Genomic DNA, 24118 nt, shown 5'->3' on the forward strand with positions numbered 1-24118 from the left:
CAGGCGCCGAGGCGCAGCAGCGCTACTTTGCCCTGGTGAAGGGATCCGAGGGTGTGCAGGTGGAACAGGGCAGCCGCGTGGACGATCTGCAGACGCTGGTCCTGCTGGACGAAGAGCTTGCCCAATCGGATCGCTATTTGGAGCTGGCATGACGACCACGCTGACGGAACAGCAACTCGCCTTCACCTTCGCGGATGGGGTAGAGCCCTCGCAATATGACGAATGGTCCTTCTATCGCAACCAGTTTAATGCGGTCTGCGGTGGCACCAAGGCCATCGATTTCGTCTGTCTTGATGGCGACCATCTCTGGTTGATCGAGGTAAAGGACTACCGGCGGCATCGTCGCACGAAGCTGGTCGATCTAGGCGATGAAGTTGCCGGCAAGGTACGTGACACCCTCGCCGGGCTGGTGGCGGCCAGTTGCAATGCCAACGAGGCAGAGGAGCAACGGATGGCTCGGCAAGCACTTGGTCGCTCAAGGCTGAGGGTGGTGCTGCATCTGGAGCAGCCCCGCAACCCATCAAGGCTGTTCCCGCGCGCGGTTGATCCCGATGATGTGCTGCTCAAGCTGAAGCAGCGGCTCAAGGCCGTCGATTCGCATCCCAGGGTCGTCGACCAGTCCACCCTGGATGCTGACATGCCTTGGACGGTCGCTGGAGTGGCAAGATGAGTGTTACATCACGGAGTGGTAGCGAGGAACGGCATGAGCATTGAGCAGGCGATACCACAGCTTACACGCAGCGATGTAATCCGCACCATCGATGCCCTTGGCCAGCGCATACCGCCTGGTGAGCGCTTTTCATGCCTCTATCAGGGCCGTCGCTTTGATCCCAAGCAGCTGGTCGCGGAAGCGCTGTCGTACACTAAGCAGCACCAAGTGGACCCTGAGCACTTGGAGCAGGCGCTCCACGAGGCTTTTGTCGATGCGCTTGAAGAGCTCGAGTTTACCGTGGTCAGCAACCCGCGCCAGATCGGTGATACCAATCTGACGGTGATGGTCTATGAGGTAAAAAAACCGCCTCTGGTGCAGGAGAATTTCAAGCGCCTATTTTCCGCCAACCAGAACCGCTTCTACTGGAATCGCGAAAAGTTCTCTCGCCTGAACCAGGGCGCGCCGGTCTTCGTGGTCAACAACAGCGCTTCCAGGGCACTGTTCGGTTACGTTCAGGATACCTTGATCCGAGCCGAGTACGATCAGGAAAGCCATGTCAGTCGTTTTACCCACCAGGGCGAAATGTTTGAAGTCAGCGGTGAGTATCCCGAGTTTGTCTGCGTGGAGGTTAGATCGTTCCAGCACCCGCCAGCCGGCTGGCAGTGGAAAACCTTTGGCAGCGGAGAGCATTCATACATTTCTGGGCCTGAGGTGGGCGCCGGAGCCGCGAGAAACAACCTTGAGCGCGTGAATTTGCTACTCGAGGTTTTTGCACGAGAGGAAGAGATCGTCCTTCAACTGCAGACCTGTTATCAGGCACTGCGCAGCTATGTGGTCGATCACGAGGAGCCTGAGCAGCATCACGAGCCCCGCGTGTGGTATGTGATGCAGGGCAAGACCTTCACACCTCAGCAGGGCCTAGCCTACCTCTGGGCGCCGCTGGAGGGGAAAGGCGGCCGCTCCTTCAATCACTGGAAAGCCGTTGGCGACGTTAAGCCTGGCGATTTCATTGTTCACCACGCTGCAGGTGGGGTGCAAGCTATCTCCCGGGCGAGCTCGATGCCGTTCGTCGCCCAGCAGCCAGATGACGTCGACAATGAGTGGCGCGGTGACGGTCACCGAGTCGAGCTCGAGGTGCTGGTTCAGCTGAAAGAGCCGGTATCCCTGGACGTCATTCGGCAGAAGAAGGCCCAGCTACAGAAAGCCTTGGCCGATGTCCGCGGACCCTACAACCGGGACGGCACGGGCAACCAGGGCTACCTGTTCGAGTTTACCTGGGAGGCACTGGCGATTCTGCTCGAGGGACATACTCTGTCTCTGCCTGACGAGATTCAGCGCTGGTTGCCAGAACTTGAACAGATGAATGAAGACATCGATCCGACTCCTTCGGTCGATGTCGAGGAGCGTCGCCTGCCTGTCGGCGTGACCGAAACGCCGGCAAGAGAGTGGTTGCCCAGGGTGAAGGCCTATATGGCCAGCCAGGGATTCCATTACACGCTGCCGGAGGTGGCCAACTTCTATCTCTGCATGCGCACCAAGCCGTTGGCGATGTTGGCTGGCATTTCGGGTACCGGCAAAACTCAGCTGGTGCGACAGTTCGCTAAGGCCATTGGCTACGGGGACTCCGATCATTGTGTGTTGATTGCCGTCCGTCCCGACTGGTCCGATAGCTCGGATCTAATTGGCTATGCCAACATCCAGGGAAAATTCGAGACTAAGCCACTGCTGGACGTGATGGCTCGCGCCATCGAGCACCCCGATGAGCTCTACTTCGTTATCCTGGATGAGATGAACCTCGCTCGGGTCGAGCACTACTTCTCCGAGTTTCTTAGCTTTATCGAGACGCGTGAGCGCGACAACGACGAGGTTATTGTCACTGAGCCGCTGATCAGCCGCGCAGACGTGAACGGCGGTCGTCCGGTGTACCTGCCGCAAAACCTGATGGTGGTGGGTACGGTGAACATGGATGAAACCACCCATGCGTTCAGCCGCAAGGTGCTGGATCGAGCCAACGCCATCGAGATGAATGATATCGACTTGGCGTGGGTGAGCCCGGAAAAGGGTGTTATGACGGTTAATGGGATCTACGCCGATGCGCTGAAAGCGCCATACCTCAACTCCATCGACTTGAATGACACGCACAAGCGAGCGCTTGCCGACCCGGTGGCACTGCTCATGCGGGTCAACGAGATTCTCGAGCCGGCCGGGTTGCACTTCGGCTACCGTGTGCGTGATGAAGTGGCGTTTTATTTGACCCTCCATCGCGAGGATGGGCTGGAGAGCCTCGATGGCTTCAGCATCGAGGCGGCCATGGACTTCCAACTGATGCAGAAGGTGCTGCCGCGCATCCAGGGCAGCTCGCTGAGCGTGCTCAAGGTGCTGATACGCTTGCTGGGGCTGCTTGCAAACAAGCCTCTCGACGATGAGGCCGAGTACAGCAGCATCGAGAAAGAGATCACCCCGAGTGAAAGCCGCTACCCGCGGAGCGTCAAGAAGCTGCTGTTCATGCTGCAGCGCTTCCATGACGACGGCTTTACCTCTTACTGGCTGTGATGAAGATATGACGGCGCTCTGTTTCGATCACCCCGACGGCACTATTTGCCACCTTTCGGTCAGCGAGGTGACGTTGCCGCGGGCGATTCTGGCACAGCGGCATCACGAACAGCGAGCACGATTCAAGGCCTACGGCTTGAGCCTGAGTCTTGAAGACTCGGAGCTGGAAGAAGGAAGCCTAGAGGCTCCGCTGTTCTTCGAGTGGCAGCGCTGGAGTGGCTGTTTGAACCGGGCGAGGGGTGCCAATTCCAGCCACCATTGAGGCTGTTTGTTAACGATGCGCCTCAAGACCGGGTCAAATCCAGATCTCTGCACGGCCAGGTCCGCCTGATGGGCTCCACCAATCTGGAGAACAGCGTGGGGCTGACGCGCTTCGAGGTGCGTGACGCCAAAGCTAAAGTGCTGTTCGCGCTGGACAGCGAGGTGTTTCCGCAAAAGCTGGACTACAAGGATGATTTTCCAGCAATGCTGGATGAGATCACCGAGATCCTTTACTCCCTCGCGTTCGATGCCTTTACCAAGACCTTTGCCTCGACCCGGCCGCGCTCCACGTACCACCAGCTGACGTCCGAATGGCTTAACCTATTCAAGGTGCTCTACCGAAGCCTAGAGCAAAGTCTGGACACGTTGCTGCGCTCACCCAAGTCAGAGCTGCGTAAGGAGTCCCAGGTCAAGCCGATCCACCGCGTGAAGAGAGCGACACCGCAGGCGATCAAGGCGGCCACACAGCGACCAGACCGCTACTGCCGGGGCGGTGGGCTTGAGGTTGCGCCGGGCGTGCGGCTCTCCCACCTGAGGGAACAGCACAAGCGCATCAGCTACGACACCCAGGAAAACCGCTTCGTGGCCTGGGCGATCACCGACATCCTGCGCCAGATTCAGCGCACCGTGCGCCATCTGATCGGTCAGCTCGGGCTGAACAGCCAACGAGTCCAGTTGGAAGTAGAAGCGCTGGAGCGAAGCAAATCACACCTGAGGCGTCGTCTGAGAGGGCCTGTGCTTGGTGAGGTCGGGGCCTTCAATCATCAGATGTTCTTCTCGACCACGCTGACGATGGCGCCGGGGTACAAGGAGTTCTACCACCGCTTTCTGCTGCTGCGAAAAGGCCTGACTATGGCCGAGCACCCGTTGTTCAAGATGGACTACAAGGATATCGCCACGATCTACGAGTACTGGTGCTTCCTGAAGACCGTCAGGCTGCTGCGCGAGAACCCCAAGTACGACCTGGCCAGCAACGACATCGTCAAGCTGGAGCACCACCGCTTCAAGGTGAACCTGAAGAAGGGCAAACGCTCAGCCGTCAATTTCGTACAGCGTGGTACCGGGGACGATATCTCGATCTATTTCAATCGGTCGTTCCAGCGTGTTCCCTATACGTACACCTTCGATCAGCGGCCCGACCAGTTCATCGAGTTCTCCCGTAAGGGCTTCGGCAAGGACGGGGACAAGAAGTCGTTTAAGGTGGTCATGGATGCCAAGTACCGCTTCGACCGCGAGTCGAGCGGCTACCCATCAGCCTCCACTCCTTATGGTCCGCCCCTGGACACCATCGCTCAGTTGCACCGATACCGTGACGCGATTCTTTGGGAGGATAAAGCGGAGAGGAATCAAACTGTCAAAATGGCAAACAAGAGCATTGGCGGCGTGATCCTGTTCCCTTATCCCGAGGATGAGGAGGAGTTTATTCATCATCCCTTCTACCAGAGTATCGATAAGGTGAACATCGGTGCGATACCACTCCAGCCCGGCAGAACAAGGAAGAACACCCTGTTCCGCCAGTATTTGGATAGCCTGTTCGAGCAGCCGGGTGAGGTGATCACAGAGTCGCTCTACCGTTACGATGATCGGGTCTATCAGCAGCGCCGGCAGTCCAGCAAGGATCTGGTGATGGTGGGCTCATCCCTTCCCGGCAGCGAGAGGCACGACTGCAGTACCATTTCGACCATCAGGTCTACTACACCCAACGCCCGGCATCAGCGCGTTATCCGCTGCATGAGGTGAAGGCGGTGGCGCTCTATGACCAGTCCAGCCGCTTCATCATTGGCTGGGCTGATGTGGTGGGCGTCGAGGTGCTGCTTGGTGAGGAGCTCAAGAATACAGGCACCAGTTGGGCACCGAGCAGGCCCGGTCAGCCCTACTACGTCTACCGGCTTGGACCAATCCAGCGCGTCAGCATGCGCTCTGGCGGGCAGATGAAGGGTAATCGCACGGGGCGCTACTTCATAACCCGGCTGGGCCTGGAGGTGGCGCTTGAAGAGCAAGAGCCTCAGCTGCAGTTCATCAAGAGCTGGGAGCAATTCATCGAATGGAAGACCAAGAAGACACGCTACCCGGTGGTGCGTGTTCACAGGAAACGGTTTACCGATCCACTCACTGGCCAGCTAGAGAGTGAACTCGAATTCATCGCAGTACCAGACGTGGAGTCGTCGTAATGTCATTGAAAGCCTGGCGGGATATCGCTACGCCACACAAAGATGTGCTGGGAGGTACCTTCAAGCAGTCGGAGTTCGCTGCGGATATCACCCAGGTGGCGACCGGTACGGCACCGGAGGAGTATCAGGACGCGGAGAAATTTTTCTCACGCACCTATATCACCGAGGGCATGCGGTTACTGCTGATCTCGGTGGCTCAGCGCCTTGTCGGTCAGGGCGGCGACCCGGTGATCCAGCTGCAGACGGCTTTCGGTGGTGGCAAGACCCACACCATGTTGGCGGTCTACCACTTGGCGTCGCGGAAGACCTCCACCGACAAGCTGCACGGCATTCCTCCGGTACTGGATGAGGCCGGGATCCATGAGCTGCCGAGCGCGCGTGTTGCTGTGATTGACGGCATCAACATGGCACCGAGCCAGCAGTCGGTGAAGAAGGAAGGTCAGAAGGTGACCACCCTGTGGGGGGAGCTTGCCTGGCAGCTGTTGGGTGATGATGGCCTGGCCATGGTCAAAGAATCCCACGAACAGGGGACATCACCGGGCAAGCAGGTGCTAGTGGAGCTGCTGCAGAAAGCTGCGCCCTGCGTCATTCTGGTCGATGAGCTGCTGGCGTACATCCGCCAGTTTGAGCTGGGCAAGTCTTACTCGGCTGGCACCTACGACAGCAACATCAGCTTTATCCAAGCGCTGACCGAAGCAATGAAGGCGGTACCCAACGCCATCCTGCTTGCCTCGCTACCAGAGTCGGAGCTGGAGGTGGGCGGCACCATGGTCAGCAGACCCTCACCGCCCTAGAGAAGTATTTCGGACGCGTAGAGTCGGTGTGGAAGCCAGTGGCCACCGAGGAGGCCTTCGAGATCGTCCGCCGCCGGCTTTTTGAGAATGCCGGTGACCGGGCAGAGGTGGAGGAGATTAGCCGCCAGTTCTCGGACTTCTACCGGCAACATGCGGAGAAATTTCCTACTGAGACCCAATCCAACGAGTATTTTGAGCGGCTGTGCCGGTCCTACCCGATTCATCCGGAGGTGTTCGACCGCCTCTATGAGGACTGGTCGACACTGGACAAATTCCAGCGTACCCGCGGCGTGCTGCAGTACATGGCGATTGTGATCCACAACCTTTGGGTATCGGGAAACCGCGATGCGCTAATCATGCCGGGTTCTCTGCCGCTGGAAGATAGCAGCGTTCGCGATAAGAGCATTCACTACCTCCCTCAGGGTTGGCAACCGGTCATCGAACGTGAGGTGGATGGACCGCGTTCTGCCGCCCTGGACCTAGATAGCCAGATAGCACTGTTCGGTGGTGTGCAGGCAGCTAGGCGAGCGGCACGTACCATCTTCCTGGGCAGCGCGGCCTCTGGTAGTAGCCAGGCGGCTCGTGGCATCAAGCAAGAGCGCATTCTGCTGGGGACCGTTCAGCCCGGACAGTCGATCGGCATCTTCGAAGACGTGCTCAAGCGCCTGCGTGACCGGCTCCACTACCTCTATTCTGAGCAGGACCGTTTCTGGTTCGATACCAAACCCAACCTGCGCCGTGAGATGGAGAGCCGCAAGCAGAACATCAGCGACCCTGATGCGCTGATACCGCTGCTAAAGGAGCGCACCACTCGGCTGATGGGGCGAAATCACCACTTTGCCGGTATACACGTTTTCAATCAGTCGGGAGATGTGCCGGACGAATACGGATCAGGGCCTCGGCTCGTGGTGTTGCCTACCAATGCCGCATACAGCCGTACCGAGACCAACCAGGCATATAAAGTCGCCGAGGAGATCCTGCGCAACCGCGGGGAGCAGCCTCGGCAGAAACAGAACCGCCTCATCTTCTTAGCTGCAGACTTCGATGTCGTAAGCCGTTTGAAAGATCAAGGGCGTACTTTCCTGGCCTGGAAATCTATAGTTGAGGACATCGATACCGGGGCTCTCAACCAGGATCTTGCACATTTGCGACAGGCTAAGCAGAGCCGTGACTCAGCAGACTCATCGCTCTCACAGCTGATTCGCGAGACCTACAAGTGGTTGATGGCCCCGGTGGAGGAGTTCGTCAAAGGCAAGCCCACACTGGATTGGGAGGTGGTTCAAATCTCAACCACCACGTCGAACCTGGTCGAGACCATCGAGAATAAACTGCGAGAGGAGGAGTGGCTGATCTATGAATGGTCGCCGATTTTCCTGCGCAACATATTGTCTCAGTGGTACTTCAAGGACGGTCTGACTGAGATCAGCGCCCTCAAGGTCTGGCAGGACAGTTGCCACTACCTCTATCTACCGCGCCTGGTGAATGACAGCGTGTTCAAGAACGCCATGAACCAAGGTGTCGCCTCAGAGGACTTCTTTGGCTATGCCTCTGGCAAGGAGGGAGATACTTACCTTGGCTTTACCTTTGGGCAGGGCAACATCGGTGGCTTGGATAGCGAGGCGCTCATCATCGAGCGTGAAGCGGCAAAAGCCTATCGCGACAAGCGGTCAGCTGAAGCCGCCCAACGCGCCAGGGAGCAAGCGGCAAGTATCGGCGACCTTCCTCACGTAGGGGGAGGTGGCGAAGCCGGCGCGACGACAACTTCGGGTGGGGCTTCTGCCCCCATGGGGGGCTCAGCAGGCGAGGCATCTATGGTGGAGGCTACCAGTGCAATCAAGAAGCACTTCTACGGCACTGTCGGCCTTGACCCGGTCAAGGCCAAGATGGATTTCGCGACCCTGGCGGATGAGATAGTCGAGCAGTTCAACCTGCGAACCGGCGTCGAGGTGAAGATTTCAGTGGAAATTGAGGCCACGAGTGCCGATGGCTTTGATGAAGCCCTGCAGAGGACTATCAAGGAAAACTGCAACGTGCTGAAATTCAGCAGTTCGGAGTTTGAGGGGGAGTAGGGAAAGTAGTAACTTGCCTGGCTAGGCGGTATGCCTGCCAGGCAGATCTAGAAGTGCATTATACTTATTTCTTGGAGGTCACGGTCATGAGCTTTGATAATTATTCGATGGCCAACCTTTATACTGACTTGGAAATCGCGTCCGGTATACCTGGCCTTGTGTCTGGAAAGTGTGATGATGAAGGATTAAGTGAAGAAGAAGTTGATCATCAAGAAGAGCTCAGCCCAGCCCAGCAAGTTCGGCTTGGAAAAATTATTAAAATTGGAGGGGGAAATCCCGATTTCGAGAGTTTTAGGAGTTGTGCTATAAAGTTTATTCTTGAGGAGAATGTCGGTGCTATAATTCGAAGATTTTCGAAAAAAGAAGGTCTTCCTGATGCGTATTCAGAACTGGTTTTAAAAAGTGATTGCCTTTCTGTTTTAATAAAGGGTATGTTGGGGAAGGTTGCAAGAATTCCTCTTTCCAGTGAAGTGGTTAAAAGTATAGATTTTGCTTCTGGCTGGGCGCTAGACTCCCCTTTACCTCAGACGCCGTATCAGCGAGTGAGCGGCCTACAACGGTTCATATGGGATAAGGTCGACCAGTCCTTTGGGAAGGGTGCAGCACAAAAACTTCCTACCAAGCATATGCGTAATCTTTTGTCTGCAGCGAGGTTGCATATTAGTATAGCTGACATCCTTAATAAAGATGCTGTTTATGTCAGAGATGTAATGAGGATGTGCGCTCAGGATGCTGAAGAAGAGGAGCGATATGCTGAGCATGGAATGTCAGCTGGCCTGGTTTTTAAATCTGGCAAAAATTTTTACCCTAAATGGAAGGTGCGACATCTTAGGCATGTTGCTTATTATGCGCCTTCAATAGTGAGAAGTGCTGTATCGAAAATTGAAAATTTCGATATATGCTTGATAGGAGAAGGGGAGGCGAGAGAGAGCATAGTTCGTGAGTATATTTTCTGTTGATGCTATATAGTTCTTCGGTGCTTCAGAAATATTGGGCGAAGCAAGATTTCTGAAGCGGCCAAGAGAGATATAGTAATTCCCTCTCTAGTATTTCAGGGCCGAAGGCCTCGTGCGAAGCACTTGATTGGTAGCAACCCTGTTGAAAAGCTCAATGAGCCACTCTCTTGAAAGCAACTCTTCTTTTCTATAGGTTTCGCCAGCTACTATGAGGTTTTTAATCTCCTCAAAATCATACCTTACTAGGTCGGCATGGTCAATTTTGTTTTCTCTGCAAATTCTTTTTGAATAAGTAAATGAGTTTTCCATCACAAGCGAATGCTCTGTGACGTAAGAAAAGGCTTGTGCGTTATGAATTCTTTTTATTTTCGTATGCCTTTTGTATGCATCTTTGTTTCTTATGGTGTTGAAAATCTTATTTTTGTAGAGCGCAATGGAATTGTTGTTTTTTAGCCAGTATCTTCCGGTATCAAACCAGAACCCCTGATCAGCAACACATTCGACTTTTAAATCTCCCATTCTTTGAGAAATATAAGGCGATAAGTAATTAAAGAAATCCTGAAGCATCCGTTTCTCAATGGAGACATGTATCGAGTCAGTGTTCGTATAGCAAATCTCTGAGCCTTCAAATTCCAAGATGTATTCTAATGTCTTTATCATTTTGACGCGAGCATTGGATACTACTTGGCTGGTCAGGGAATGAATGTTATAGTCAGACTGAAAGTCTACGTGGGAGATTTTTATTCTCCCCTTTGATTCACGCGTCTTTATATACTTGCTGTTTAGTATTTTCTTCGCTGACTCAAGGTCAGGGCATTCGCTAAGATCAATGAATAAACTTTTCTTTATTTGTTCTATGATCTCTAGGTAGTTGTTAAAATTTAATGTGCAATATTTTTTTCTGGATGATGCGCTATATAGTGTCTGAAGCTCATGGGCTACTAGTTTTTTATAATGGCCGTGATTCTGCTTTTGTAAGTTGTTTTTTTCCGCATAAAGCCGTTTTGCCTTATTGAAAAGAGGGTGTCGTATAGTTGTTTTGCTTTCTATGCCATCAATAACTTTGACTTCTGAAAAATACTTGCTGTAAGCAACTAGTTCATTCTTGTGGAGAATTGTTTCTATGCTATCTTTCTCATCTAGCTTGAACAGGAATGATCTATTTGATTTCGTGAACTTGAGCGGGTGAAAGTTCCTGAAAAAATTGTTTTTGCAGCCTTTCAGTACGACTCTGTATATTCCATGATGAAGTTTTTTTAAATCACAGAAATGGTCATCAAAAGTCCTATATTTAAGGCCCCGAGGCTCGGCAAAATCACCTTCCATGCATGATGGATACATTGAATTATAGTCCAGAGCGACAACCACTCGTTCTTCCCTATTTTCAATAGTCTTGAATACTTCCTGTATCCCTGCCTGGCTCGTTAGTGCAAACCAGTGATCAAGAGAGTTCTTGAAGCGAACTTTTCTAGCAATATGGTAGAGATTTTTTTTTGAAGTGTGTCGTCCCAAAGATTTATCTTTAATTCCTTTTTTTCTAAGCCAGGAAATCCTATTTTTCATATACTCCACCCTTTTTTCAGGGATATGGAATAGTTTTGCATTTTTAAAAATAGGAAAGTTTTTTTCAAATGAATAAATTTTTGAGTTTGTCTCAACCTCCATCTCTATAAGTTGATATTTTTCTTTTTGTGTCAATACGAAAATACTGTTTCTATTTTCCTTTGGCAGGCTGAGCAAGAAGTCCCTTGCATCGTGCCACTTTCTATTATAATAAATTCTATTACCGTCGACTGCTATTAGCGTGAACTGATTTTCAGTGGCTTCTGATGGAGGTGTTGATGCGATACGCCTCAACATAGGGGCAGCACTTTCTGCATTCCCAAGGTGTGGAACAATATCATCAAACCGGCCACATGAAATTATGGAGCCAGTTATGCAGTGTTTGGTTATCATTTATTCTCGGTCTCGGTCTCGGTCTCGGTCTCGGTCTCGGTCTCGGTCTCGAGCTTAGGTTAAGGGTGAGCTTTGAATTTCTTCCTCAAGATACGACTCCCCCTCAGTAATTCCAAGCGTTCAATTTAACCTTACATTGCTTTTTCGCGCTACCGTGTAATATACATGCTGAGATTACTCCGTAAAGAGAGAAATTCAGCATGACCAAGCCACCTACCCCGACTACCCCAGCTTCACGCGGCGCTAAGACCGGTACGTTATGAAGATGTTGGTCCTGCCAAGAAGCCTTGCATCGAGGCCGTAAACTGTTTTGCCCAGGAGCAGGTGGTGCACTCCATCACCGGCGAGATCCTGATGGTCGAGTGGCACCATGGCCGCAAGGATAGGGTGGTAGTGCCCGAGCCGTCGCTATCCGAGTGGCTGCAGACGGTGCAGCTGATCAAGATGTATCTCTCTGCCTATCCCGAGGCCCGGTCGAGCGGGGTACCGGTGTGAATGAAGAACAAGCACCCGGAGGGGAAGAAGGGCGTGCCCTCGCTCAAGCCGGCGTCGGCCGTGATGATCGCGAGCTCACTCTGGCGATAACAGCCTAGCGCTCGGTGTCGTCCTATGGGCGGCAGCTGCGCGATGCACGCTTCTACCGCGACAAGTGGGCGAATCATCGGCCCGGGAGTCACTAGGTGCTGGCCAGTGGTTACTAGGTGGAGGCGGAGAAGACTGTGGGTGTGGAGCAGATACAGGGCTGACCAGCCTGCATCAAAGCTCTTACTTTGCCATACTCAACTTCGTTACGATTCCAGCCCGGAGGCGCATGAAGGAATATCAACCCACGTATTATGATGTTTCCCTTGCGCCAACCGACCTTCTAGCGGGGCTCGGCGGTGCCAATCGTGAGTTGCTTGCCACCTGCCTGGCGCTCTTCGACGATAGTCGGTGGCAGCGTCGTCTCGAAAAGCTCAACAACCAGGCGGCCGAGCGCATGGAGGCTCTGGCCAAGAGTTTGGGCCACCAAGTCGAGCAATGGCTTGACGGCTCCGACCGTTACGCATTGCCTCGACTACCGGCACCCGAGGTCGAGGATGGTGGCCGGGAGCTTAGCGAGAGGCAACGCTTCTGGCAGGAGTCCAGCTACAGCGATGACGCACTGCGCCTGCTGCTGTGGGTTCGCCTGAGGGTATCCCTAGGGCTACCTGCGCGCTTGACAAATACATTCCGTGGTTGCGGGTTTCTGGCCGACGACATGACCGCCCGACTGATTCATGTGCTGGATCCGCCTGGTTTGGTTAACTCTGGACGACGCTGGTTGCATCAGCGTGGCTGGCTCGCCAAGGGCCAGCACGCCACTACGCTGGATGATGTGGTGATGCCAGTCCTTGACGAATTGCTTGAGCAGGCGCTGATGGAGGAGGCGTCGCCGCCGACCCAAGACCAGCGCCATGAGATACTGAGACAGGCGATCGCGTCGCTCAACGAGCTGAGCGGCGAGGACCATAACCGTCTTCTCGATGAGACCCAGGCCAATCGCCGCAACGACGCAGCATTGCGCAATACCCTCCTGCTCGGAGGGGGGCTGCTTACCTTTTCTGGCAGCGTCAGCACAGCGGGTTTCTCTGCCTACATTCTGGCTGCCCAGGCCTCGGCTTTTATCCCTTGGGTCAGCGGTCCCGGTCTTGTCTCCTTCGTCTCGGTCATGTCCAACCCCATTACGGTTCTCGGGGTAGCAGGGGGTGGGAGCTGGTGGATCTTCCGTTCTGCCAACGAGAAAGTTAGGGTCGCGGTCGCCGCCAGGGTCATGGCCATGTTGACCCTGCAGGGCAAGCTCTGTGGCGGCTACGGTGTTGATGGTGCCAGACGCTGTTTCGCTCAGGCACCTGGCCTGCCAGATGGCGAAGGTGTCAGTACCAAGGAGCTCCAGCGATATCGCGACGAGTGGAAATGGCTATCAGAGCTTCCTGTACGCTCGACAGAATTGCCCCTCGATGAAGTGCTCAACGCCATGGCCCAGCCCATGAGGCAGCACACCGAAGACGCTTCACCTCTCGGCTCCCGACTTTCGGGTGAGTCTCCTCAGAGCGGCGAGGGGCAGGCCGCCGCTGCCATGGCAACACTCACTGTGGGGGACGTGCTCTACTCGGTCGCCGCGGTCGATCCGACCGTCATTGCAGCTGCCGACTTTTCCCGGGTCGACGATATCGGTGTTGGCCTGAGCTTTGCCGAACTATCAGAACAGATCCTTGATGGCAGCGACAGGGCGATACTCGGTGGCATCAGCCAGCTCAAGGGGTATGTAGCCGAGAAGACTGTCGCGGCCGATCTGTCGGCGGCAGGCCATACGGTGAGCTTTCCTGATGCCGCCAATGAACCCGGTTGGGATCTTCTGGTGGATGGACAGGAGTTCCAGGTCAAGTTCCATGCCACCCTGGGCGGTCTGCGGGAGCACTTTCAGCGTTATGACTACCCGGTTATCGCCAACACCGAGTTGATGGACCAGATCCCCGAGGAGTGGGCCGATAAGGTCTTTTTTGTCGATGGGCTGAGCAATGAACTCGTGGAGCAGGTGACTCGTGAATCCCTGGGTGCCGGCGCAGAGATTCTCAACCCCAGTGTGATCAGCATTGCTGGCTCGATCAGTGCAGCCAGAGGCTTGATCGCCTACCGGCGTGGGAAATTGACCGGAAAGCAGGCCATTGAGCAGATTTTGTTGGATGGGGTCGTGCGCATGGGACTGGCAGGAAGCGGCAGCGCAGTGGGTGCCAGCGTCGGTTTGATGATGTTCGGTCCCGCCGGCGCCTGGGTTTTCGGTGCCGGTGCGCCGGTGATGTCTCAAATGCTGACGTCCAGAGTGACCGAGCTGCTGCGCAACAAGGTCAAGAGTCAGGCGCACCTGGAGTGGGAGTCACAGGCTCATCATGAGCTGAATGCACTCCAGGCCAGGCTGCTGGAGGCATTAACCCACAAGCAGTCTCAGCTCGAGGCGAAGCTTGAGGCAGCACCCGCCAACCTTGCTGGTGATTACCTGTGTTGGCGACTGCAGGACGACCACGACTTCGCTCACGAATGTCAGGGGCGCCTGCAGGCTCTTGATTCGGTTGCCCGCCCACAGCCGGAACAGCGTCTGGCCGACACGCTTCGTGAGATGGCCATCTGCGGTATACATCCGGCGATCTACCAACCGAGTTGCGCGCCGTGATCGAGCGGATCAAGCAGCGTCCCGGCCTTGCCAGCCTGCTCGATAGGGAGCGCATGGAAGACGTCGCCAACAAGGCACGAAGCATGGCTGGCAATTTTTGGGGGCAGGCCTCGGAACGTATCAAAGAGTCTGGAGCGAAAGAGAGGGTGAGCGGGCTCATAAAGGGGTGGACCGACAGGATGCGATGATTTTACTCAGATCGCATATCAACTGGGAGGTGTTGCGGGGAGTGGAGATCATCGGCAACGATGATGCCACAGGGCTGGATTACTCTATGGATCAGGAGGAGGCCGCCGAGCGGGAGCAGGAGATACGCACGGCCATCGCCGAGATCCAGCGTGAGGAGGCTCAGGTCGCCGTCAGGGATAGTGACAGGGACGACGAGCTCTCCTCTTACCCCTTTGTGTGCTGTGGCACGAGCCTGGCTGGGCCGCGGCATCATTGTATGATTCTAGGAAGTGGCCGGGAACGGTGATCTCCCGGCCCAGCAGGCAACTTACTTGCCTGCCATGGTCTTGGCGGCTTCGTACTCGGCATCCAGGCCGGATTGGGTGTCCAACGATGGATCGATGCTCTTCAAGCCAACGTGCATCATCGACAGCAGCTGCATACCGGAGAAGTCGCCGTCGAGCGACTTGAGCGTGTAGCGCTTGTCGGGATCGTTGATGGAGAGGCCACTCTCGCCTAGTTTGGCAATTTCGAATACGGTCTTGGCAATTTCCTGTTGCTCCATCTTCGCGAACGTCTCGAACGCGCCGGTCATGTACATCACCGCATCCATGCGCAGGCCACCGTCGGCCTTGAACTTCATAGTGTCCTGAGCCAGACGGCTGAGCGCTTTCTTGGCCTCGGCGCAATCGGTGAGGAGGGCTCCAGCTCGATGATCCGCTTGTAGATGCCGCTGGCCTGCTCGACGTTTTGCGGACCAATCTCTTCCAGACTCAGTGCCAACCCGTATAGGGTGGTGACATCCTGCGGGTTGGCAGCCAGCGCCTGCTCGAAGAACGGTTTGGCGTCCGCGTGCTTGCCACGCTTGGCGAGCAGGCCAGCGAGGTTGCGGTTGATCCACATGTCGTTCGGGTGCTGCTTGGCAGCATCACGCAGGACGCTTTCGGCTTTGTCCAGCTGTCCGAGCTTGATGAAGGAGAAGCCCAACGCTGCATGAGCATGGGCGTACGCTGGCTCGACCTTGACGCAGGCCTGGAGCGGAGCGATCGATTCCTCGACCCGGTTCATCTCGGACAGGCAGACACCGTAGTTGTAAAGAATCTCAGGGTCGTCGGTCATCTCAGCCATGACCTCGAGTGCGGGTAGCGCATCCTCCAGGAATCGGTGTTCTAGCAAGCCCAGGATGTACTGCTTCGGGTCGACGCCCTCCTGGGGCACGGCCACCCCGAGAACATGCCCATCTTGGACGACAATCGCCGCTGTGTAGCCCTTCGCCGCGTACTGAAGGGTGATGGTCTGCAGGACCGCGTCCTCGAAGCCCGGGTCATCTCGTGGCGGCAGCCCATCGAGCTTGATGTCATCGAGGCTGCTTTTGAAGATTTCGGGGGCTTGGGGCATTGCGTCACCTGCAGAGCGGAGAATGAGTGTTGCGGGGGATGGTACCAAGGAATCCCGCAGGGGGGGAGGAGGCAGCTCGTAGCGCCTCGGCTTCCAGCTCAGGGAACAGGCTATGCCATATGGCTAACTGGTGATTGCCCTTGAGCCACTGGCTTCTGGAACTATAACAGTGCCCGCGTGGGTGCACCGGGCCATCTTTGCAGCAAAGCGAGCATACAAGAGGCACTGCCGTCGGTCAGCAGCACCTCCTCGAGGTGTTGCTCGGGCATTTTGATCTGCGCCATGGCCCGCGACGGGGCTGATCCCGTCGCAGACGCCATACCTCTGCCAAGAACTACGTCTTTTCAGTGAGCACTCGACTCTTGGCTAAACAGATCATCGAAGAACGCCTTCCCGGCCTCGGCGAGAACCAAGTTGCCCTTGTCGTTGAAGAAGGCAATCTCTCTGTCCACCAAGGCGACTTTCACCGCTTCTGGCAGCGGTTGGTCCATTTTGCAGGCCTTGAGGATCTGCACCATGGTCGGATCATTACCGATACTCTCGAGTACCTCGCGGGAGATGCCTGCCACGGGCAGCGTCATGGCCTCGAACATGTACCCCTTCTCCTGAACGCCTCGTCCGAGCACCAGCAATACCCCTTGAATCTGGCGAACCGAGCCGCTGCTCTCCTGGTCTCGGCTGTCGTCATCGCCCTGAGAGTGGCTGAGGGTGCGCACGTAGAAAAACCCCGGCCGCTGTACCAGCTCCATGCCCATGTTGGCGTAGGCCTCAACGTAGTAACGGTCGCGCTCTTTGTAGAGCTCATCGAACAGCGGGTTGGGTGCCATCTCGCCGTTCACATACTGGGTCTGGTTGATGACCTGGCCGGCAGTCAGCTTGCGAAAGGCTTCCTGGCTCAGGCGACGATTGACGACCGGCCGCCCGGGGTGTGTCTCTTGGGTGCAGGGAGTGTCGCTCATGCGGTGGTCTCCTTGGCGGGGGCTTCCCGGGGAATGAGGGGGTGATACGACAGCGCTAGCTCGCCGTGGGCAATCTCGTGATGGAGGAAGCGGGCGTGGAACTGGAAGTCTGGGAGTGCCATGACCCAGTCCAGGGCTTCGAGAAGATCCTTGAGGGTGTAGCCCTCAAGGTGGCTGCTGAGGAAGTTGTGCAGGGAGGCGTGAAGATCCTCGCAGTCATCAGGAATCGCCCATGCTTCGAGCAGCGCCTGAATCTCGTGCTGGCGCAATTGCTCGCGCAGCTCGGCTTCTGAGAGTCCCGCTCTCGCCGGGTCGACGGTGACAGTCCCAGCCTGGTCCAGCAGGGCACGCAGCTCTTTTATTCGCCTATCAGTGAACTCCTCGATATCGGCTCTGTGGTCGATGTCGTGCCACTCCAGGCGGGCAAAGCGCATCCGCTTGATTCCCGCGAAGGTGCCAGGTGACTGGATGGCGGGGTGGCGAAGCGGAATGTAGAGGTTGCGGAAGCTATCGTCATGGCGTTCCTCAGTGGCGAGCCGGATAGCATTGAACGCGCGCTCTATGGCGTCGTACTGCAGGCGCTGCTGCCGATTCTGGCGGACATAGCGCTCTAGCGATAGGCGCAGGGCGTCGATATCTTTGACGTAGCTCTGGATGGCATTGGCCGAGAATTGCAGCTCTTCATTCAGTGCCGGGTGGTCGCTCTCAGCAGCTAGCTTGGCGATGCGGCGGATGGCTGTGGTCGCCGGGATGCCTTGCTTGAAGCGCGTCTTGGGGTCGAGGAATTCCAGGGCCGGCAAAATGTAGCGCTGGTAGATCCGGTTTATATGCTCCAGGGCTTTTCGGGTTTCCGCCGCGCCCTTGAGGCTCGCTACGTCCTGCTGTTCTACCAGATCCGCCAGATGGCCCCCCTGAGCTTCAAGTGCCGCGACGCTCTCCTGCATCTTGCCAAGGGTATCCTGCATCCGCCGCCGGAGCAGGCGCAGCTCATCGGTGAAATTGTCGTTCTCCAGGTCGATTGCCAGCTCCTGGAAGGCCGCGAGGCTCTGGTTAAGGCCGTCACGCAGATCCTCAAGCTCGGCTTGGCTCAGCCCCCGCATGCGCCCGACATCGAAGTGACGTAGCATGTCCACGACGAAGGGCGCGAGCACCAGAGTGCCGCGGGCGGAATCAATGCGGATGATCAGCCGTTCGCGTAGCAAGTTCTCTTCAGCAAGAGTGTAGCGAATGCGCTCGCACTCCCGGTCGTTGCCCTGGGCGGCCTCCGCCTTGATGGCCTGGCGCACGATAGAGCGGTAGAGCCGGGAAGGGATCTCCACGTCCCCGTCGTGCTCCTCGATGTAGGCCACCAGCTGGGTGAAGAGTTGTCGGTGCTCGATGATCTGCTTGAGCACGAAAGGCGACTTGATGTTCATAGATCCGCCTCCTCTTCAGGGAGGGGCGCTCGTTCACTAACGGTGTCTGTCGCCTGCACGGTGAGCATCCCTTTCTGGGTGAGGGACTCGCAGAGGCCATGGTGAACGACAGTGCGATTCTCGGCATAGGCCCGGCTGGCGTGGAACAGACCCAGGTGGACGTAGTTGCTGAGCACCTGAGTGATCTTCGAGTCCCGGTTGGGGTTGGCCACGAATAGGCAATAGCCATGTTGCTCGGCCATTTGGCGAGCAGTACGCATATTGCGGGTGGCCAGGGAGCCGAATTCGTCCATTACAAGCGGCATCGTCACCTGGGCATCGCCGTCCATCAGGCGCGACATCAGCACCGAGAGCAGGTTGGTGGTGATCATCATGGTGGTGCCGTTGGACTGGGCATTCGTCGTCCAGCCGTCCTCGCCCCGTTTACGGTACTTGTAGTGCACGCCGGTGAGGATCTTATCGAGGCTTAGCAGGATGCCGGTACGCCGAGCATCGGAGTTGAAGAAGTCAGCCTGAAACGCCTTGAGCTGCTCGTAGACCTTGCTGTCCTGCAGTTCGTCGCTAAGGAGGTCGGCCTTCTCGAGGTCGGTCAGGAGCTGCTCGAAGCGCGGGTGCAGCCGGTAATCCACCCGCACCTCCTCGAGGTCGGAGATTGAAAACTGCCCCATCTCCGCATTGATGCCGCTGATGAAGGCGGATACCAGCTGCTTGGCGCTGCGCAGGATATCGACCTGGGAGTGGGTTGTTTTATTGTGGCGATCGACCTGATGGCGATAGGTGACCTCCTGGGTGTCGAGGTTGTCGAACACCGCCTTCAGCTGGTCGTGGAAATCGGCCAGCTGATCACCGGTGAAGGATATCAGGTGAGCCTGGCTATCGGCGTTGGGCAAAATGCTCATGGCGAGAAGTTTGCGGAGCTGCTCGTGCACCGTGTTGCGCAGGGCGCTCAGGTTATCGACATCCTGCTCGAGAGCCTCGATATTGGCCTCGCTGACCTCGCAGGGGGTCGGTGCCAGCACCTTGTGGCGTCCTTCGAGGACGTTGTTGGCATCCTTGCCGATGCGGTCGAGCCGCTGCCGGATCAGGCTCACCTGCTGGGCTTGGCTCTGGAGAGCCTTCTGCTCCTGCCGCAGAGTCTTACGTTTGTCATCGGCTTCCTTCCAGTCAGCCTCAGCTTTTTCGTGCTGGCGCTGATGCTTCTCCAGTTTCGCTCCAAGCTCAAGCAGCTCACTCTCCAGGGCATCTAGCTTTTCTGTGTTGGCGTCGATGGCGTTGAGCGCGTTTTTGTCCAGCTCGGCCTTACGCTTTTCTTGTTCGGCCAGTTTGCGGCGCTTGGCGATCTCTTCCGGGCCCAGAGTGGCTTCCTCCCTGAGCTTGTCGCACCGAGTCTTGTCATGCGCGATCTGGTCATTCAACTTGGCCAAATTGCCCTGCATGGTCTGGCGGGTCTGCTCGGCGTCATACCCATGGTAGGGGATGTCTCGTAGAGGGATTCGCTCCTGAGGCTGGCCCAACACCAAGTGACCATCTTCGGAGTGGAACTGTCTGCTGAACTCAGTGAACGCCTGCTTCTGCTCCGGAGTGAGTGCCCCATGGGTGGTTGCCAGTGATCTATTCAACGAGAAGAGAATGCTGGCATCACCTACCGTGAGGTCGTCCAGCAGGGTGGGAGTGCGATTGGCCAGCTGTTCATCCAGATGCCTGGCGCTGCGCAAGTTCTTCTCCAGGCGCTGGCAGACCTGGGCATACTCCTGCTGAGCCACAGCCTTATTGTCATAGCCCTTGATGGCGATGACCTGCTCGGCGATATGCGCCTCGAGGCCTTCGATGATTTCCTGGCGGGGCGTGCCGGCCGGAAACTCATTCAGGGTGGCATTGGCGGCGTTGATCTCCGTGCGCAGGCTGTGTGTCTGCTTGGCGGTCGCCTTGACGTCCGCCGCAGTCTCGGTAACGGTCCTGCCGCTGTCACGCTTGATGCGCTCGAGGGTATCTGCCCGGTTCTCGGCGGTGGTAAGGGTGTTGGAAGCAGTCTCCAGCGCCTCCGTCAATCGCTCTTCCTCGACGGCAACGCTGTCATCCAGATCGGCATACCCCTTGGCAGCTTGGCCACGTAGCTGCTGCTCGGATTGGAACTGCTCGTTGAATATCTCCCAGTGGCTGGAGGCGTTGCGGATGCGCGTAATGCGATCGCCTTCCTCTCGTAGTTGGTTGGCCTCCTCCACGATGGCGTTGAGGTCAAGGTTCAGCTCTTCCTGCTTGCGGCTTTTCTGGCCTTCGATGATAGTGGCCAGAGTGTCGGGCAGCGTGCGGTCGTCCGACGCCGAGATGTCGAAGGCGAGGTGCACCAACTTGCGCCAGGCGTCCATCTCTCGCTTGCCAGCACCATTGCGTAGGGGGAGCAGGCTAAACCGGCCGGCTTTCTTGTCGTAGGGTTGGTTGGTAAAGAGGCGCTCCTGAATGGTCTTCCAATCACTCAGCGGCTCACCACCCATATCCCGTAGTGCTGTCTTCACTCCCTGCAGGGTCATACTCTCGACCGGGGACCCGATTCCGCCATCAGTGCCAGCCTCAATATCCCAGAACAGTGGTTCGAGCTCTGCGTAAGGGCAGGGCACCACCATGCGAGCGTACTCCATCTTGTCGGTGGAGCTGCCACGATGCAGGACAATGCAGAAGTCGCCATGGGGGTTCTCGGCTTCCAGGATGATGAAGGCGCGGTCTTCCGGAAAGTAGTAGCGAAAGCTCGCCATTCCGTCATAGAGCTTGCCGTTGGTGCCCCGGAAGTTGAATTTGTTACCGCAGTTTCGGAAATTGATCTCAGGAAGAAAGAACAGCTTGAGGGCGTTGAGCATGGAGGTCTTGCCCAGGTTGTTCTCTCCGAACAGGGCCGTGTGATGGTCGATACGAATCTGGGTATAGGCAAAGGCCGCGCTGTTGACGAAGACCAGCTGTTTGAATCGAAATGTGTCTAAGGTATCAAATCCCAGATTCATCATGTGGTCTCCGTGCGGGGCGGTGTCGGGATCAGGTAGGTTTCCTGCTCGAGTTGCTTGCCGGTCTTGAAAATCAGTTCGCCGACATGGGCGCAGGGTGGTGAGCGGCGCATGTGTGTGGCCAGTTGTTCGCGCTGTCGCTTGTCGATCGAGCGAGTCGAGGTGGCCAGCCGTTCTAGCAAGTCGGCGGGGGCGAGGAAGTGCAGCGGCGGGAGGTTGCCTCGCTGGTAGAGGGTATCGCACATGCGTATCCCGCCGGGATCAGGGTCGAACAGACAGCCGATCTCCCGGTATTGCTGGAAGACCGGGGTCAGCAAGTGGTTGGTGATACTGTTACCGCTACCGTAGAGGATGTCCGCCTCCTGCCATACGGAGCCGAGCCCGCATTGATGCAGCAGCGCCAGTGTGCCGGCGAGGTTCAAGAAGTTCTCGAGGTTCTCTACGATCACGGCGCGCTCAGCAGGTGGGGGGGCGGCGCCAGGTCGATGGTGCCTTGAGAATCGATCAGTACGACCTGTGGGTGAAGTTGGCGCCGGCTGCGCACCGTGAGCATGGCGCCGCTCACCCGCGCGTTGTGGCTATTGCCAAGCGCGGCTTGGTCGATCCGGGGTGAGGCGTGCTCCACATCGATCGTGGCTTCCCACTGGTCAATAATCTCGGGGGCGATGCCGGTGTAGATCACGAAGTCTCGTTTAACATACTGGCGCTCGGCGCCGTCGAGCAGGTCGTCGATCACTAGGCCGAACTGATGTGCGGCATGGCGAAGTTTTGGTTCGTCTACCGGCGTTTCTTGCTTCAGTTTCTTCAGATATCCCAGGAACTGCGTCCGGCTGATGCGACGTTGTCTAGCCATAAAGCCTTCCCTGGCGGGAGCCCATGATGAAACCACTGTATCACGTTATATTGATACTACCCTTGGTGGCTGTAGCCGTATCTGGTCAAACCTGGCACAGCAGAAGGTGATTCAGAGTGATACGTATTAAGTACTAGTTATAAAGTCGCTCCACTCCTGCATCATTGCCCGCCGCTTCTCAAACAAGTCGCCACGTCGATAGGCCGCTTCCACCTTGTTCTCGATGGTGTGGGCCAGCGCCATTTCGGCCACGTCGCGGGGGTAGCTGGTGACCTCACCGGTCCAATCCCGAAAGCTCGAGCGGAAGCCGTGGGGCACGAAGTCACCACGCTTGCCGTCCAGTCCATAGCCCATGCCTCGCATCAGCTGCAGCATGGCCATATTGGAGAGGGGGCGCCCGTAGCGAGCTCCAGGGAAGACATACGGATTGCCCTTCACTCGCGGGAGTTGGGACAGCAGCTCCACCGCTTTCCGGGGCAGGGGCACTCGATGTTCCCGGCGTGCCTTCATCCGGTCGGCAGGGATCGTCCAGGTTTCATTGTCGAGATCGATCTCCGGCCACTCCGAGCGTAGGACTTCCGAAGTGCGCGTCGCTGTCAGGATCAGAAACTGCAGTGCCTTGGAGGAGATGCTGGTGTAGCCTGGAGCTCAGCCATGAAGGCAGCGACCTCTTCGTAAGGCATGGCAGGGTGGTGTGTCACCTTCTTTACCCGGGATGGCCTGGCCAGCAGCTTGTCGAGGTGCCCACGCCAGCGGGCCGGGTTGACGGGGTCCCGGTAGCTATGCGCCGCAGCGTAATCGAGAACGTTCTCTATCCGCCCCTGCACCCGCTTGGCCGTCTCGGTCTTGCTGGTCCAGATCGGTGACAGGATCTTCAAGACGTCCTGGGTGGTGACCTCATCAACCGGCTTGGCCCCGATCACCGGCCGCGCATAGGTCTTCAGGGTGCTGACCCACTGTCGAGCATGCTTGGCATTCCGCCAGCTGCGGCGGTGGGACATGATGTAGCGCGCGGCACAGCTGGTGAAGGAGGGCGTTGCATCCTCAGCTTGCTCTACCGCGATGCCGGCCTCCATGGGGTCGATACCGCTTTTGACGAGCTTGCGATTGTCGGATGCTCGTTCGCGAGCTTTCGCGAGGGACGTTTCCGAAAAGCTGCCCAGGCCCATGTAGCGCTGCTTACCCTGCAGCTTGAACCGGTAGATCCAGCTCACCGAACCTCCGGCGGTGACCTGCAGGTACAGTCCCTGGCCATCCCCGGTCATGCCTTTCTTACCTTCCTTTGCGAGCTTCTGTACCGCCTTGCTGGTGAGCTTGCCCATGAGCGTCCCCGTTGCGCCGCTGCGTGATGCCATGCAGCCTACCACAACCTGACCCACACTTTGACCCACACCTTTGATCTGTGATCAGCGGGATTGCATTAGCCTTCTCTGGACAAAAAATAAGAAATACCACTAATATATCAAGTGTTTAGTATTTATCTTTGGATGTTGTTGGATGCCATAAATACGGACTCCCCCTCCGCCACTGAATATCGAAAAAAGCCGCTGATTTCAGCGGCTTTTTCTTTGTTGGGCGTAACGACATCTGCTCCATACTGTCCATTTGGTTTTCCCCGAATCGTCTCGGAGCCTGTTGGACAACCCGGTAGCGCCTGACTCATCTCCGCGACAGCCCTTGCCTGGGTGCTTGGCGAAGCTGGATGTCACGACTGAAGTCTATGCCGGGGT

General features: G+C 56.6%; 22 protein-coding genes. 12 read left to right on the forward strand and 10 right to left on the reverse strand.

The features are described from left to right. The first annotated feature begins 148 nt into the window (after window positions 1–148). From Q427_RS09380 to Q427_RS31155, 8 genes are all read left to right on the forward strand, one after another. Window positions 149–670 carry a hypothetical protein gene (locus tag Q427_RS09380; RefSeq protein WP_043513265.1) on the forward strand — a complete coding sequence of 174 codons (522 nt, stop codon included), beginning with the start codon at window positions 149–151 and terminating at the stop codon, window positions 668–670. 33 nt (window positions 671–703) lie between these two features. Further along, window positions 704–3205, forward strand: a complete 2502-nt coding sequence (locus Q427_RS28740) for an McrB family protein (protein ID WP_051496255.1) — start codon at window positions 704–706, stop codon at window positions 3203–3205. 7 nt (window positions 3206–3212) lie between these two features. Beyond that, window positions 3213–3467, forward strand: coding sequence for a hypothetical protein (locus Q427_RS09390; RefSeq protein ID WP_043513267.1), 255 nt, complete (start codon window positions 3213–3215; stop codon window positions 3465–3467). A gap of 68 nt (window positions 3468–3535) precedes the next feature. Next, the gene (locus Q427_RS09395) at window positions 3536–5206 is read left to right on the forward strand and encodes a DUF2357 domain-containing protein (RefSeq protein WP_043513269.1); all 1671 of its coding nucleotides are present in this window, start codon (window positions 3536–3538) and stop codon (window positions 5204–5206) included. 5 nt (window positions 5207–5211) lie between these two features. Continuing rightward, entirely contained in the window at window positions 5212–5637 is a 426-nt protein-coding gene (locus Q427_RS09400; protein WP_155833506.1) for a hypothetical protein, read from the forward strand. Next, window positions 5637–6431, forward strand: a complete 795-nt coding sequence (locus Q427_RS35225; RefSeq protein WP_197030572.1) for a DUF499 domain-containing protein — start codon at window positions 5637–5639, stop codon at window positions 6429–6431. The genes Q427_RS09400 and Q427_RS35225 overlap by 1 nt, the downstream gene beginning before the upstream one ends. A gap of 26 nt (window positions 6432–6457) precedes the next feature. After that, a complete protein-coding gene (locus tag Q427_RS09405) occupies window positions 6458–8500 on the forward strand; it encodes an ATP-binding protein (RefSeq protein ID WP_269321216.1) in 2043 nt (680 codons plus the stop codon). Window positions 8501–8586: 86 nt separating this feature from the next. Beyond that, window positions 8587–9459 carry a hypothetical protein gene (locus Q427_RS31155; RefSeq protein WP_155833507.1) on the forward strand — a complete coding sequence of 291 codons (873 nt, stop codon included), beginning with the start codon at window positions 8587–8589 and terminating at the stop codon, window positions 9457–9459. Between the two features lie 84 nt (window positions 9460–9543). On the opposite strand, the gene Q427_RS09410 is transcribed toward Q427_RS31155, so the two are convergent. Continuing rightward, window positions 9544–11412 carry a hypothetical protein gene (locus tag Q427_RS09410; protein WP_155833508.1) on the reverse strand — a complete coding sequence of 623 codons (1869 nt, stop codon included), beginning with the start codon at window positions 11410–11412 and terminating at the stop codon, window positions 9544–9546. 327 nt (window positions 11413–11739) lie between these two features. Between Q427_RS09410 and Q427_RS31160 the strand changes: the two genes are divergently transcribed. The 4 genes from Q427_RS31160 (at window position 11740) to Q427_RS09425 (ending at window position 15077) form a co-directional block, all read left to right on the forward strand. Next, window positions 11740–11907 carry a hypothetical protein gene (locus Q427_RS31160; RefSeq protein WP_155833509.1) on the forward strand — a complete coding sequence of 56 codons (168 nt, stop codon included), beginning with the start codon at window positions 11740–11742 and terminating at the stop codon, window positions 11905–11907. Window positions 11908–12223: 316 nt separating this feature from the next. Beyond that, window positions 12224–14602 carry a hypothetical protein gene (locus tag Q427_RS09415; RefSeq protein ID WP_043513272.1) on the forward strand — a complete coding sequence of 793 codons (2379 nt, stop codon included), beginning with the start codon at window positions 12224–12226 and terminating at the stop codon, window positions 14600–14602. After that, complete coding sequence (locus tag Q427_RS09420) at window positions 14599–14790, forward strand: hypothetical protein (RefSeq protein ID WP_043513273.1); 192 nt, start codon at window positions 14599–14601, stop codon at window positions 14788–14790. Before Q427_RS09415 ends, Q427_RS09420 begins: the two co-directional genes overlap by 4 nt. Continuing rightward, a complete protein-coding gene (locus tag Q427_RS09425; RefSeq protein WP_043513275.1) occupies window positions 14787–15077 on the forward strand; it encodes a hypothetical protein in 291 nt (96 codons plus the stop codon). Before Q427_RS09420 ends, Q427_RS09425 begins: the two co-directional genes overlap by 4 nt. Window positions 15078–15098: 21 nt before the next feature. Here the strand turns inward: Q427_RS09425 and Q427_RS28745 are convergent, their stop codons facing one another. The 9 genes from Q427_RS28745 to Q427_RS33720 all read right to left on the reverse strand — a co-directional run bounded on the left by Q427_RS28745 (window position 15099) and on the right by Q427_RS33720 (window position 23743). Then, on the reverse strand, window positions 15099–15413 hold the full coding sequence (locus tag Q427_RS28745; protein ID WP_051496256.1) for a hypothetical protein: 315 nt from the start codon (window positions 15411–15413) through the stop codon (window positions 15099–15101). Continuing rightward, the gene (locus Q427_RS09430; RefSeq protein WP_051496257.1) at window positions 15410–16168 is read right to left on the reverse strand and encodes a tetratricopeptide repeat protein; all 759 of its coding nucleotides are present in this window, start codon (window positions 16166–16168) and stop codon (window positions 15410–15412) included. The genes Q427_RS28745 and Q427_RS09430 overlap by 4 nt, the downstream gene beginning before the upstream one ends. 344 nt (window positions 16169–16512) lie before the next feature. Then, entirely contained in the window at window positions 16513–17127 is a 615-nt protein-coding gene (locus Q427_RS09435) for a condensin complex protein MksE (RefSeq protein WP_043513277.1), read from the reverse strand. Continuing rightward, on the reverse strand, window positions 17124–18542 hold the full coding sequence (locus Q427_RS09440) for a hypothetical protein (protein WP_043513279.1): 1419 nt from the start codon (window positions 18540–18542) through the stop codon (window positions 17124–17126). Before Q427_RS09440 ends, Q427_RS09435 begins: the two co-directional genes overlap by 4 nt. Next, window positions 18539–21538: a hypothetical protein gene (locus Q427_RS09445; RefSeq protein ID WP_155833510.1), complete on the reverse strand. Its 3000-nt coding sequence runs from the start codon at window positions 21536–21538 to the stop codon at window positions 18539–18541. Before Q427_RS09445 ends, Q427_RS09440 begins: the two co-directional genes overlap by 4 nt. After that, window positions 21535–21984 (reverse strand): hypothetical protein, encoded by a 450-nt coding sequence (locus Q427_RS09450; RefSeq protein WP_043513283.1) that lies wholly within the window; start codon window positions 21982–21984, stop codon window positions 21535–21537. The genes Q427_RS09445 and Q427_RS09450 overlap by 4 nt, the downstream gene beginning before the upstream one ends. Next, window positions 21981–22388: a hypothetical protein gene (locus tag Q427_RS09455; protein ID WP_043513285.1), complete on the reverse strand. Its 408-nt coding sequence runs from the start codon at window positions 22386–22388 to the stop codon at window positions 21981–21983. The genes Q427_RS09450 and Q427_RS09455 overlap by 4 nt, the downstream gene beginning before the upstream one ends. 126 nt (window positions 22389–22514) lie before the next feature. Next, complete coding sequence (locus Q427_RS33715; RefSeq protein WP_331280585.1) at window positions 22515–23018, reverse strand: tyrosine-type recombinase/integrase; 504 nt, start codon at window positions 23016–23018, stop codon at window positions 22515–22517. After that, on the reverse strand, window positions 22991–23743 hold the full coding sequence (locus Q427_RS33720; RefSeq protein ID WP_231613579.1) for a tyrosine-type recombinase/integrase: 753 nt from the start codon (window positions 23741–23743) through the stop codon (window positions 22991–22993). The genes Q427_RS33715 and Q427_RS33720 overlap by 28 nt, the downstream gene beginning before the upstream one ends. Window positions 23744–24118 lie beyond the last annotated feature (375 nt).

It is taken from the genome of Halomonas sp. BC04 (assembly GCF_000568385.1).